The organism is Enterococcus sp. 3G6_DIV0642, from assembly GCF_002140635.1.
Classification (GTDB): Bacteria; Bacillota; Bacilli; order Lactobacillales; family Enterococcaceae; genus Enterococcus_D; species Enterococcus_D casseliflavus.
In genome coordinates this window covers 485,783-499,425 of record NZ_NGLH01000001.1, presented here as the reverse complement: position 1 = coordinate 499,425, position 13,643 = coordinate 485,783, and the positions used below count along the sequence as shown (strand labels likewise).

At 42.1% G+C, this 13,643-nt stretch carries 10 protein-coding genes; 1 reads left to right on the top strand and 9 read right to left on the bottom strand.

What is annotated here, in order from left to right; translation table 11 throughout:
- Nucleotides 1-4: 4 nt before the first annotated feature.
- The 7 genes from A5878_RS02460 to A5878_RS02430 are packed head-to-tail and all read right to left on the bottom strand — an operon-like array spanning nt 5 to nt 7,550.
- The gene (locus A5878_RS02460) at nt 5-1,450 is read right to left on the bottom strand and encodes an alpha-N-arabinofuranosidase (protein ID WP_010748730.1); all 1,446 of its coding nucleotides are present in this window, start codon (nt 1,448-1,450) and stop codon (nt 5-7) included.
- A gap of 10 nt (nt 1,451-1,460) precedes the next feature.
- Nucleotides 1,461-3,083: a glycoside hydrolase family 43 protein gene (locus A5878_RS02455; protein ID WP_086294496.1), complete on the bottom strand. Its 1,623-nt coding sequence runs from the start codon at nt 3,081-3,083 to the stop codon at nt 1,461-1,463.
- Between the two features lie 18 nt (nt 3,084-3,101).
- On the bottom strand, nt 3,102-4,058 hold the full coding sequence (locus A5878_RS02450) for a family 43 glycosylhydrolase (RefSeq protein WP_060792633.1): 957 nt from the start codon (nt 4,056-4,058) through the stop codon (nt 3,102-3,104).
- 15 nt (nt 4,059-4,073) lie between these two features.
- On the bottom strand, nt 4,074-4,490 hold the full coding sequence (locus A5878_RS02445) for a hypothetical protein (RefSeq protein ID WP_008376104.1): 417 nt from the start codon (nt 4,488-4,490) through the stop codon (nt 4,074-4,076).
- An 8-nt stretch (nt 4,491-4,498) separates the two neighbouring features.
- The gene (locus tag A5878_RS02440; protein WP_005227285.1) at nt 4,499-5,350 is read right to left on the bottom strand and encodes a carbohydrate ABC transporter permease; all 852 of its coding nucleotides are present in this window, start codon (nt 5,348-5,350) and stop codon (nt 4,499-4,501) included.
- A 12-nt stretch (nt 5,351-5,362) separates the two neighbouring features.
- On the bottom strand, nt 5,363-6,253 hold the full coding sequence (locus A5878_RS02435) for a carbohydrate ABC transporter permease (protein ID WP_005227284.1): 891 nt from the start codon (nt 6,251-6,253) through the stop codon (nt 5,363-5,365).
- Nucleotides 6,254-6,299: 46 nt separating this feature from the next.
- Complete coding sequence (locus tag A5878_RS02430; protein ID WP_086294495.1) at nt 6,300-7,550, bottom strand: extracellular solute-binding protein; 1,251 nt, start codon at nt 7,548-7,550, stop codon at nt 6,300-6,302.
- Nucleotides 7,551-7,865: 315 nt separating this feature from the next.
- Here A5878_RS02430 and A5878_RS02425 point away from each other — a divergent pair, with 315 nt between their 5' ends.
- Complete coding sequence (locus A5878_RS02425; protein ID WP_005227282.1) at nt 7,866-8,756, top strand: transcriptional regulator; 891 nt, start codon at nt 7,866-7,868, stop codon at nt 8,754-8,756.
- Nucleotides 8,757-8,827: 71 nt separating this feature from the next.
- On the opposite strand, the gene A5878_RS02420 is transcribed toward A5878_RS02425, so the two are convergent.
- Both A5878_RS02420 and A5878_RS02415 read right to left on the bottom strand, forming a co-directional pair.
- Nucleotides 8,828-10,651: an APC family permease gene (locus tag A5878_RS02420; RefSeq protein WP_005227281.1), complete on the bottom strand. Its 1,824-nt coding sequence runs from the start codon at nt 10,649-10,651 to the stop codon at nt 8,828-8,830.
- 217 nt (nt 10,652-10,868) lie between these two features.
- Complete coding sequence (locus tag A5878_RS02415) at nt 10,869-13,580, bottom strand: YhgE/Pip domain-containing protein (RefSeq protein WP_086294494.1); 2,712 nt, start codon at nt 13,578-13,580, stop codon at nt 10,869-10,871.
- Between the last annotated feature and the right edge of the window lie 63 nt (nt 13,581-13,643).

Below are 13,643 nucleotides of genomic sequence, written 5' to 3'. Positions count from 1 at the left end.
GGGATCAGACTGTCAATGAGATCGTTAGAACACTCATTGCTGGCACCCGCAAGCTGACTTTGTTCTCTTCAACATCGTAAGCGGTGAAGTCTTGGATCACCACATCTTCAGGATGATCAAAATCATTGTGTGCGTTCATTTTGTCCCCCACGATATAACGAGCTTCTTTCACTTCATTGATCGCTGTTTCCAAGGAGAAGGTTAATTCTTCCGTGCCTTGGGTAGCAAAATTACAAACCGATAGATGGATCGTATCCTCTTTTTTCGAAATCGTATACGTAATGGTATCACTGCTAGTTCCATGGCTATCAATGGTTTCAGCATCTTGATGGACTTTGTACAAATCAAAGACATGATAGCTTGGGGTTTTCACCATTTGTTCGCCATCTGTCAAAATCATCGCTTGCAGGACGTTGACGGTTTGTGCGATATTTGCCATATGCACTCGCTTGGCATGTTTATGGAAAATATTCAAGGTGATCGCTGCGACCATGGCATCACGAATCGTATTTTGTTGGTATAAGAAGCCTGGATTCGTCCCAGGTTCTGCTGAGAACCAAGTGCCCCATTCATCAACAATGATTCCCACACGCTGTTCTGGGTCATACTGGTCCATGATCGCGCTGTGGCGGGTCAATAATTCATCCATGTAGGCTGCTTTTTCACAGGTCACTTGCCACTCTGCCTCATCAAATTCCAAGGCGCTCCCTTTTTCTTCCCATCCCTGCGGATGAACGTAGTAGTGCAAGCTTAGGCCGTCCATCAACCAATGGGCGTTTTTCATCAGCGTTTCTGTCCAATGATAGTCTGCGACATTCGCTCCGCCAGCAACTTTGTAGATTTTTTTGTCACCGTATTGGCGGACATAGGTTTGATAGCGGCGATACAGATCCGCATAGTACTCTGGCCGCATATTGCCGCCGCAGCCCCAGTTTTCGTTTCCTACGCCAAAGAATTTCATTTCCCACGCATCTTCATGGCCATTTTCTCTGCGAAGATCAGCCATCGGAGAAATGCCATCCATCGTGATGTATTCCACCCATTCCGACATTTCTTGCACCGTTCCGCTGCCGACATTGCCGTTGACATACGCGTCACATTCCAGCTGCTTGATCAATTCAAAAAATTCATGGGTCCCGAAATGATTGTTTTCAGTCACGCCGCCCCAGTGAGTGTTGACCATCGTTTTGCGGTTTTCTTTAGGTCCAATTCCGTCTTTCCAATGGTATTCATCGGCGAAGCAGCCGCCTGGCCAACGCAGCACAGGGATTTGAATGTTTTTCAGTGCTTCAACCACATCGATCCGCATCCCATTTTTATTTGGGATCTGCGAATCTTCTCCAACGTATAATCCTTCATAGATACAACGGCCTAGATGCTCTGCAAAATGACCGTAGATATATTTGCTGATCGTTGTTCCTGATTTTGTGTTTTGAATGTTAATCGTCATTGTTATACTCCTATTCTTTGATTCCCCAAATGGACTCATTATTATCGCCAATCGTTGAGAACGTTAATTTTTGCTGCTCAAATTCTGTTATTTCCTGAGTTAATAAAATTCCTTTGAAGGTCGCTTCTTCAAAAGTCAATGCCAAGTATCCCGCATCGTACGTCCAAGTTCCGGTCAAGTCACCAGTAACGCTTCCATCTTTTTGAAGCTCGATCGTCTGCGTTTTTAGCATGGTCGTTCCATTGTCGGTACCATGGTTAATGATTTCATAGCGCCCGATAATGTCATCTTCTGTCAAAGCATCCGCTACTTGTTCATTGCCTCGATACTCGTAGGGTGCTGGAACTGGCCAGCCTTCCTCATTCATATACATTCTGTTGACCCGCACTTCATGGGCTTCGGTTCCATTGTTAAAGCGCGTATGGTACACCAAGGACCACTGACCATTCTCATCGATGATCGCCGAATTGTGTCCCGCTGCTCGATACCCCATTTGTTGAAACGAGAATTGGTAGTTTCCAATCAATTTGATGCCGTAGTTTGAATTTTGGTCCCCTTGTTCTAAGATTGGGTTATTTCCTTGGGCATCAAGGTAAGGTCCTTCTGGTTTTTCAGCGCGAAACAGTCGCATATTGTAACCACCTTTTGCTGCTAAACCACCGTAAGTGACGAATAGGTAATAATAATCGGTTTCCTCATCATATACAATATAGGGACCTTCTCCTGATTGATGATAGCCGCCAAAAAGCTTGATCCCGAAATAGCGATCAATGATACGCCCATCTTCCGTCGTGCCATCTTCCCCAGGATACATTGGTTTTCCAGTGGCTGGATCAACTTCCAATAAAAAGATACCGCCAGACCAAGAACCATAGGTCATCCATAGTTTCCCTTCTTCATCATAAAACAACGCTGGATCAATGGCGTTTGGCGCATAATCGGTGTTATACGTCAGACCATCTTCGATCGCCCAGTTTTCACTGAACCCACTGATTTTCCCCTCTTTGATCAATTTGGCCAAATGGGTATTTTGATAGTTGGTATTGCGTTCACTACCATCTGTCGAATCTTTTTCTGTAAAGCCAGAATAGATCACGGTATCCGCATAGCTATAGGGTCCTTCGATCGTTTTAGCTACGGCCAATCCAATCGCTGAACGCCGCCAAGTAGAACTAGCTGAGTAGTAGAGCATGTAGGCTCCTTTGTCTCCATTTGACCATTCATAATCAGCATTCCAAATGACATCTGGTGCCCAAAGGCTGTAACCACCTTGTGAATCGGCATCATCATAGCCTGCCCATTCAAAAGTCTCAGCTAGATTTTCTTTTGTGTTACCATAGATCATATTGTCTTCCATTGATTCATATTCGTGAGTGAAAGGCACTTCCCAAGTTTGTAAATCTTCTGTTTTCGCTTGGGCGAGATGCGAACCAAATACGTAAAACAGCTCTTGGTCACCAACATGAATAGAAGTAATCGATGGGTCATGAATCGACACTCGATTTTTTGTCGTTGTTTCCCACTCCTTTTGTGAAAGTTGCTCAGCAGCATCTCCTGTTTGACAGCCATCAAGAAATAAACTAGTAAAAAAAACGGACATGGTTAAACAGAGCATTTTTCTTTTTGTATTCATTTTTTCCCTCTCTTTTATCTATCCTTTGACTACACCGGGTTCGCCAAAATCAGGTAATCCATTTTTTTTCCAAGTAAACGGTTGGACATACGCATGTCGATTGGGATTTTCTAAAGGATTACTGTAATCATTTTTTTCTGGTCTTGCATGATACACTAAAATCTCTTGTTTCCCCTCCTCATCGACTGTAAAGGAGTTATGTCCTGGTCCGTATAGGGAATTTTGTTCAGAACTTGAAAAGACTGGTTCCTTCAACTTATGCCAAGAATACCCATTCAATAAATCACTATCCTCATCTGCCCACAACAGTCCCATCGCGTAGTTTTCATCCGTCGCACTGGCTGAATAAGTAATGATCACTTTTCCATTTCTAATCAAAGCAGCTGGAGCTTCGTTCACTTTGAAGCCGATTTTTTCCCATTCATAATAAGGAATGCTCAGCAGAATCTGCTTTCCTTTCAATGTCCAAGGATTTTCCATCTCTGATAAATAAAGATTGGAATTGCCTGGAATGTTTGGATCTGCTTGTGCCCAGACATAATACAATCGGTTCCTGTGTTCAAATACCGTAGCATCTAAACTGAAACTCTCAAATTGCGTCTTGATCTGTCCTTTTTCTACCCACTCGCCTGCAAAGGGATCTTCATTCGCATTTTCGATCGCAAACATCCGATGATGATGCTGATCATTTCTGACTTCTCCATGATCTGCAGCAGCAAAATAGATGTACCATTTTCCTTGAATAAAATGAATCTCTGGTGCCCAAATCAGTTCACTCATGGGGCCTTCGGCATGAGCCGTCCAGATGACTTTCACTTCACCGTCAGCCAGTCCTTTCAAGGTTTTCGCACGTCTTAATTCGATTTCCTGATACCCTGGTTTAGATCCAGTGAAGTAATAATATCCATCGGTATGCTTGTATATCCATGGGTCTGCACGTTCTAATACAATCGGTTCCAAATAATTTTCTGCCATAAATTCTACACCTTCTTAAAAAATTCCATTTTCCGTTTTTAGTATTTTTATTGCTTTGTTTTTAGACATATACATCGTCGTAGCTAGTAAATAGAGGACAACACCGATCACATCATAGATGATCAAATGGATGATGACACAGGCGATCATCCAACGTATCGTTCCTTTGTTTATTTGTTTGTCTCGCATATTCTTCGCGTTGATCCAACTGATAACGCCCATCAAAATCGTCGCTAACGCAACGATCATAACTACCTTCGATATCATTCCTACCAGACTTGACTGCAAGTATTCATACTGATTTTGATTTTGAAATGCTGCGATCCCTTGTTCTTCAAACCAAGGATAATACCCAAACATCGTTACAAGACCAATACAGACATCCCAGACCGCACTGGCACGTAGTAAATTTCTTTCCAATTTTCGATTCATGATCTTCACTATCCTTTTATTCCTGCATTTAAGTTCATAGATTCAATGAAGTATTTTTGAGCAAATAGAAACAGCATGACGGTGGGAATGATCGCAATCAATGCCGAGCCCATCAATTGACCAATCATTCGGTAGTTGCCATAAATGTCTTGTAGTAATAGCAAACCGGCTGTGATCGGCATTTTACTAACATCCGTATACACGATCACTGGCCACAAGAAATCATTCCATGAACCTGTGAAAGAAAAGAGGCCTGCAACGATCAACACAGGTTTGATCAAAGGAACGATGATCTCTGCAAAAATTGTAAATTCATCTGCACCATCCATTCGTGCTGACTCGTCAAATTCAAGCGGGATACCTTTCATAAACTGTCGCACAAGAAAGATATTTCCCATTCCTGCTAAGCCTGGAATGATCATGGCAAGAGAAGAGTTGACCCAGCCGAAGGTTTCAATGATTTTGTAAGACGGGATCAAATTCACTACACCGGGAAACATCGAGATCCCCATCAAAAGATAAAAGATACGATCACGGTATTTAAACCGCATTCTGCCATAGCCATAAGCGGTCACTGAAACAACGATCACAACTAAAACAGTGTGCGTGACTGCGATAAACATTGAATTCCATAACCACTGCATAATTGGTGCAGTAGACGTATTAGTCAAAATCGCTACATAGTTATCTAATATCCAGTTTACGGGTAATAAACGAAACCCAGTGGAGACGATTTCGGTTTGAGAACGAAAAGAAGTGGCGAAGCTAAAAATCAATGGAATAACCCAGATGATACATAAAACGATCAGAAACAAATATGCGATGACCATACTAGGTATATGTTTCTTTTGTGTATTCATTTTTTTGCCCCCTTAAGTATTGCTTCTATCTAAAAGAAAATATTGAAATACGGACACACACATAATGATCAATCCTAAGATGACTGCCATTGCCGAAGCCATTCCTGCAATTGATTCTCCTTGACTAAAAGCCAGTGAGCGGATATACATCATCAATACAGTCGTGCTTTGGTTTGGACCTCCACCTGTCATCATCAAAGGCTGTGCAAAGACATTAAATGCTCCAGCAGTTGTCATCACGATCGTATATAACAGTGGAAAGCGAATAGATGGCAAGGTCACATTCAAGAATTTTTGGAATGCTCCCGCTCCGTCGATCTCTGCCGCTTCATAAAGGTCTTCATTGACACCCGCTAAAGCTGAGCGATAAATGATCATGTTACCACCGATCGCTCCCCAAATGCTGACAACAAAAATTAAGATCCAAGCATAGGGTTGTCGCGAAGCCCAAGAGAAATCGAACCCAAAAATATTATTGACGGCACCTAATCGAGAGTGGAAAATCAATGACCAAATCAAAGAACCTGCTGAAACAGAGATAAGACCTGGAATATATAGAATTGCTTGAAAAAGTCCTTTCAGCTTCACTTTTTTATGTTGCAATGCAGCTGCAATCATCAGTGGAATGATGATTTGTAACGGCACCATGATCAAAACGAAAATAAAGGTATTTTTCAAACCATTCCAAAATTGGGTATAGAACGTCGAGGAACTATCAAACAATAATGTTTTATAGTTGTTAAAACCGACCCAGACTGGATCAGAGATCAAATTCCATTGCGTAAATGAAGCATAAATACCATAGATCGTTGGAATACATACAAAAATAATAAAGAGTACCATGTGTGGTCCAATGAATGCGATCGATGCCCAGTTAATGCTCTTTTTTTTCATTCCTTTCATTCCCTTCTAAAAATTGGAAAAGGGGATAGAATTATCCCCCCTTCACTTATCTAGCTACTTCTGCAATCTTATCTTCGACATATTGTTGCATCGTTTCTAATCCTTCATCCATATCTAATTCACCGTAAGCGATATCTGTACTATAAACATCTAATGCTTCTAAGACATAAGAGAAATAAACGTAGTCAAAGATGTAAAGTGTTTCTTCTTCCTCTGGTGTAGAAGTAAAGAATGATTGTGGGTATTGTTGGTAATCATCACTTTCTAAAATATCTTTACTTGCAACGATTTGACCGGCTTTTGCCCATTCGATCGAGTTTGTACGAACGAATTCTAAAAATTGTGCGATTACTTCTTCTTTTTCTTCTGTTCTGCTTTCACTCTTCAACATGCCAAACATATGAGAAGCTGCTCGGTTGGTTGCGATTTCATCTGAAGTCGAATAAATATTTGTTACGCCCCAATTCAAGCCCTCAACCGCATCATGAGCGGTAGAAGTCCAAGTACCATCTGTTGATAAGAGTACGTTTCCGCCTTGGAACATCAAATACCCATCTTCTCCATAAGGTGTCATCAGGCCTGCATCTGTTAACGCTTTAATTCTTTCTAACGCTTCTTTCATTTCTGGCGTATTCACCGTCGGGTTCCCAGCATCGTCAGAAATCGCGCCGCCTAAGTTACGGATTTGCGCTAAGATAACCCAAGAAAGTAACGCATTATTTACGACATAATCGCCTTCTTCCATCTGCCCTGCTAATGACATCATTTCATCAAACGTCACGATGTTATCGTCTAACCAAGAAGTGACATTGTATTTTTCTAAAAGATCTTGATTGTAATACATAGCACTGGCATGAATATCTAATGGGATCGTATATTGAGTATCGCCGATTTTCCCTGCATTCCACGCCGTATCTAAATAATTGCTTTCTTCTAACTCAGGTTGATAAGAAACCAGACGATCAACCGGATCAATAATATCGGAATTGACAAATTCCTCTACTTTATAAGAATGCATCAAAGTCAAATCTGGAATCCCACTTTTAGAACTTACGACCGTACTTAATTTAGTGTACATATCAGACGTGATCACATGATTGATTGTATAATCGGAACCTGATTGTTCATTGAATTCATTTACGATCTGATCCATATAAGCGCCATCATCACCAGTAAGGGGTGACCAAAAATTAATCGTGTATTTTTCTTTTTCCGCTGCCTGATAACGATTAAAACCAATAAGGGCAACTGCAACGACTGCAACTAAAGCACCAATAATAATAAGTTTCTTCTTCATGTTTTTCCCTCTTTCATAGAAATTGAATTTTGGTCTTTGAAGCCGAACACGCCTATCCTCCTTCTCTTATTTGCTATCCCAGCATTTATAATTGCATTATTCATTTCTAGCGTTTGCAAACACTTTCAATTTACAAATAAATCATAACTTGATTTGTAATCGCTGTCAACAATATTTTGATTAATTTATCTAGGATAATATCTATATTAATTAATAAATATATTAATAACTATCGAAATAAACAACGCTATTTACACATATTAGCAAATATGTTAACATTCAAGTAAATCAAACAGTTTAAGCGGAGGTGACACGATGCAATTAGAAATCAATCAAGAAGCATTGCCTGTCTATGAGGCACTTGCCAGTAACGTGCGAATCAAAATCATTCAATTGCTGGCTAAAAACAAGATGAATGTCAAAGAGTTGGCACAGGAGTTGGGCTTAAGCAGCGCCATCATTACGATGCACATCAAAAAATTAGAAGAAGCCAAAATCATCAAAACAGAGCGTGTGGGGCAAAAAAAGATTTCCAGTTTAAGAGTGGATCATATCGATATCAACTTTCCTGAGAAAATCTTTAATGCCTTTGATACAAAAGAAACGGCGATACCGATCGGTCATTATACAAATTATTCGGTAGAACCAACGTGCGGGCTTGCTACTTCAGCTGATTTTGTGGGAATGGTGGATGAACCGAAGTTTTTCATGGATCCTCGACGAATGGATGCCCGCATCTTGTGGTTTACGAAAGGATTTGTTGAATACCAATCGCCAAACTTTTTAGCAAGAGAAGAAAAACTGGAAATGATGGAGATTTCAATGGAAGTTTCGTCTGAATTTCCTTTTTCCAATAACAACTGGCCGTCAGACATCACCTTCAGCTTAAATGGTGTGGAGCTTGGTACATGGACTAGCCCAGGGGATTTTGCAGATATTCGCGGCAAGTATACACCGGATTGGTATCCAGACAATCTCAATCAGTACGGGTTATTGAAGACGATCCGCATCATGGATCACGGAACCTACATGGAAGGTGTTCCTCTTTCCGACATTACGATCAAGGATATACCTGCCTACGAAGATACGTGGCACTTAAAAGTGGAAGTCAAAGAAGATGCCGAGCATGTCGGCGGTTGTACCCTCTTTGGCAAGGGGTTTGGGAATTACGATCAGGATATCAAACTGAAAATGTTTTATAGCTAAAAAAAACGCTAGTCTTAGCGGCTGACCCAAACATTTCTTTTGGGAATCAGGTCGCTAAACTAGCGTTTTTGTTATTTCTTCAAATGGTAACTGTACGTACTTACAATGATGTTCTCACGCCAAGAGAGTCTGAAACGCAAGCGCAGGCTTGTTTGGTTGTGCAAAATATTTTGCCAGCGACGTCTTGGGACAAACTGTGGAATGATGACGGTCGTTGTGTAATTATGTTTGGCTGCATTGCGGCTGACTAGATCCACATAACGCAAGATGGGATTTTCAATCGAACGATACGAAGAATGAACGACGGAGAAACGCACGTCTGGGAATTTTTGCTTAAATTCTTGTTCGATCTCTTTTTCTTTCTTCACATCTTCATCCAACGAGACGTGCATCGCCACGACATAATCACCAATCGATTGGGCATAGTTCAATGCACCGATATTTACTCGGGTAACATTTCCGACGAGAACGATCACGGTATTTCCTTCATAAACATGCAGTGCTTCTTGTTTTTCCAATCGCAGCTGTTCTGCGACTTTTTTATAATGATCATGGATCTTGTAAAAGATATACAAGAGGATCGGCATGATAATGAAGAATGGCCAAATATCGCCTAAGCGATACACGAACAAGATGGCAATGATCGCAAAAGAAATCAAAGCCCCAATGATGTTGGCGATCGATTTAAAGAACCAGCCTTTGCCTTCTTTTTTCCATTTGACGACCATTCCGCTTTGGGATAGTGCAAAAGGAATGAATACCCCGATGGAATACAACGGAATCAAACGCTCGGTCGATCCTTGGAAGATAAACAATAGGACGATGGAACCAGCAGCTAAGGTGATGATCCCGTTTGAGTAGCCGAGACGATCCCCACGGTCTTGATACATGTGTGGCATATATTTGTCTTTGGCTAAGTTATACGCCAACACGGGGAAGGCGGAAAATCCAGTATTTGCGGCAACTGCTAAAATCAGCGCTGTGGCAAATTGCAAAACGTAGTACATAAACCCATGACCAAAAACAGCAGAGCCGATTTGAGATAGGACGGTCACTTCTGCTTCTGGTACGATACCGTACCAATAGTTGATAAAAGTGATACCGACGAAGAAGAACCCTAAGATCGCAGCCATGATCGTCAAGGTCGCAGCTGCATTTTTCGCCCGTGGTTTTTTGAAAAATGGCACCGCGTTACTGATCGCTTCGACCCCCGTCAAAGAAGAGGAACCTGATGAGAAAGCCCGTAAGATCAAGGCTACGGATACCCCAGGCACCACAGCTCCCGGCAGTGCGGTTGCATTCAACGGTTGCGCACCAGTTACGATGTTGTACAAGCCGACCACGATCAAGACTGTGATCACTGCGATAAAGGTGTAGACAGGAATCATCAAGAAGCTAGCTGATTCTCGCAGCCCTCGCAGATTCATCATCATGATCAAGAGTACGATCACGACAGAAATGGCCACTTGATGGCCGAACAACGCTGGCACAGCAGAAGTGATGGCTTCCGCCCCTGCTGAGACGGATACTGCTACTGTCAGCATATAATCGATCAACAGTGAGCCGCCGGCAATCAGGCCCGCATTTTTCCCTAAATTTTCACTACTTACTACATACGCCCCACCACCGTGAGGGTATGCATGAATGATCTGACGGTAAGACAAGGTCAATGAAATCAAAAGAATAATAACAAAAGCAGCGATCGGTAATGAATACCAGATAGCAGCAGCGGAAAGTGCCACTAATACGACAACGATCTGCTCTGTCCCATAAGCAATCGAAGACAAAGCATCAGAAGATAGCAACGCAAGGGCCGCCGTCCGGCTCAGTTTTTGTTCATCATTCTCTGCGGATTTCAATGGACGTCCGACCAACAAACGTTTCAAATACTCCACTTTTTCTACACTCCTTTTCATGAAAAAATCCTTCGTTAAACTTGTAACGATATCCTCACAAATATTGAATTATCAAGACTGTATGCTACTCTTGTAACCGCGAAAAGTCAATGAAAATCAGATGAAAAAACGGCCCTTTTTCCCTCTTTTGATTATTAGAAATTTCACGTGATGGCACAAAAGCAGAAAGAACAAATGCTCTTTCTGCTTTTCGATGTTAGTGGAAGAAATGACTTTCTTTTGAAATGTCGCTTAATTTCTTCGTAGAGTTGACTAGATAAGGATACGCGTAGGTACCGACGATCCCAAAGACCAGGAACAAAATCGTTAAAATAACCAATTGTGGTACGGCATTTGGCCAATAGATCCCGCCAGCTGATTCTCTTAACAGATTGACTGCATGGGTAAATGGCAGCAGCGGATTAATGAATTGGAAGAACTTCCCAGAAACTTGGATCGGGTAGTTTCCTCCCCCACCTGAGATGGAGAGAACCAAAATGATGATGGCGATCCCTTTCCCGAGGTTGCCAAACAGTCCTGCCAGTACGTAAACGATCATCATAAAAGCGAGTCCGACGAGTAATGCGAAGAAGACACTGTACACTGGATTGTGGACATCAACGCCTAATAAAAACATATTTCCTAGGGTCACGATCAAACTTTGGGCGACTGCCATCGTCAAGAACGTCAGCATTCGTGCCACAAAGGTTTCACGTTGGGTAAAGCGTTTTTTGTCTTTCTTCTCTAAATGATACTCCGTTGTAGCGACACTTGACAACAATAATGCCCCTACCCACAAACACAATGCGGTATAAAACGGTGTGCTAGCTGAACCATTGTTGGCGATTGGATAGATTTCATTGCTTTTTAATTCCACTGGTTGTTTGAAGAAGTCGGCTTCATCGGTGGCATCAAGTTTCAATAATTTGATGACTTCCCCGAGATCGACTTCATTTTCGCCTGCTCGGATCGCATCAGCGGCTTTGTGGATGCCTGCTTTGATACTTGGCCAATCGTTATTGATCAAATCAACGGCCGCATCCAAGGCTTTTTCAACTTCTGGTAGTTTTTCATCCACCATTGCCATCGTAGAGCTGATTTCTGATTTGATAGTTGGCCAATCGTTTTGCAAGAAGTTTAGGGCCAGCCCTAATTTTTCTTCGACCACTGGCAATTCGTTGTTGTACAGGTCGGCTCCTTTGTTGATGGCATTGACGATTTCATCCATGTGACCATTCAGCATCGTATTGGCATCGTGCAATTCTTGCTTGATGGCAGGCAATTCTTTTTGGTATTTTTCCAAAATCGTCACGGCATTGCTGACCACTGATTTGGTGGAAGACAGCAACGAGTCAAAATCGATCTCTTGGGCTTTTTTCAAGACATCTTCGGCGGTGGTGATGGTTTCGATTAGTTTGGTTAGGATGTCGTTGATGGTGGTGGTGATTGAATCAACATTAAAACTATTAGGATCCAGAAGATCAGTAACATTTTGAGCAGCTGCGGTGACTTGATTGAGATACGCTGTAATTTCATCAACAGACCCATTTTGAACAAGGTTATTCAATTGCGATAAGCGGTCAGATAAAACACCTAGCGATGTTTTGGCATTGCTCAGTTGCGTAATGATACCTTCTAGGTCGGCGTTACTGCCAGAATTCTGAATATTGGTTAAAAAGGCAATCAAGGAATCCAAGGCTGCTTGTTGTTGTTGGATGTTCTTTTGAAAGTCAGTGATCGTTGCACTGATTGCTTGGCGTTCTTCATCTGTTAATTTTTTATCGGTTAGTTCTTGACTAATCCAGCTGGTTAACCCAGCAGTAGTTGTTGCCACTTGACGAATCGACTCAATCGTCACCTTCACACTGCTAGAAATACTTGGCAGGGCATCTTGCAATTGTTGCGCCCCATCTTTGGTCGCGGTGGCGAAGCTGGCGGCTTGGTCGCCTAGTTTTTCGATCTGTGGTAAAGCGGCTTGCACTTGTTCAATGACTTGCAGTCCTTGCTTGGCGGTGTCGATGCCGTCCGTCATGGTGCTGGCAATGTCATCGAAATCATCGTCGATCATCTTCAATTGTTTGCCGGCATTTTGGATCTCTGGGATCTTTTCTTGCAAGGTCAAAATGATGCTGGCTTCTTTCTTCAATGCAGGCAGCTTATCGTTTAAGCCAATCAGTTTTTCCCCCATGGCATCCACTTGTGGGATATAATCGGTGAATTCTTCGGCTTTTGCGATCTTTTCTTTGATTTCTGGAAACTTATCGTGCAAGGTGACGATCTCTTTCGTATAGCCATCGATCGTAGCCAAATTGTCATCGGTGTCTAAGATCATCGATTTGACTTTGTTGATGCTGACTAAGTTGGAATCAATGTCATAGCCGATTTCATTGAAGACTTTTATCAACGTGGAGCTGGCGGTTTCAATAAAGTTTTGTGAGATCTCTTCTTGAAGGCTGCTGGCTCCTTTATCGGTGATTTTTGGTGCGATGGCATTGATTTTTTGGTTGCTATAATACTCGATGGTCGGTTTTTCGATTTTTCCACTGGTAAAGCTGATCAGATCATCTGAAAAATCCGCTGGTAGGTAAATACCCGCGTAATATTTTCCTGACTTGACCCCTTCTACTAAGTCCTCTTTTGAATCCAAGAAGCGCCAGCCCAACTGCTTGTTTTTATGGAGGGTGTCGATGACTTCATCACCGATATCGATGTGCTTGTCTTGAAATTCTGCCCCTTTATCCGCACTGTAAACGGCGATCGGCAATTCACTGGTGTTGCCGTATGGGTCCCAGAGGGCTTTGATATTGAACCACGCATAAAGCGAGGGTAAAATCATTAAGGCAATGATCAAAAATGCAGAGATTGGATTGCTGAAAATTCGTTTCCAGTCCAGTTTATATAAATAGAAAACATTCTTTAGTTTATTCATTTTTTTCTTCCCCCACTAGTTCTTCGTCGAAGGATAATTTACCATGTTTTTCCCCTGCCGCCA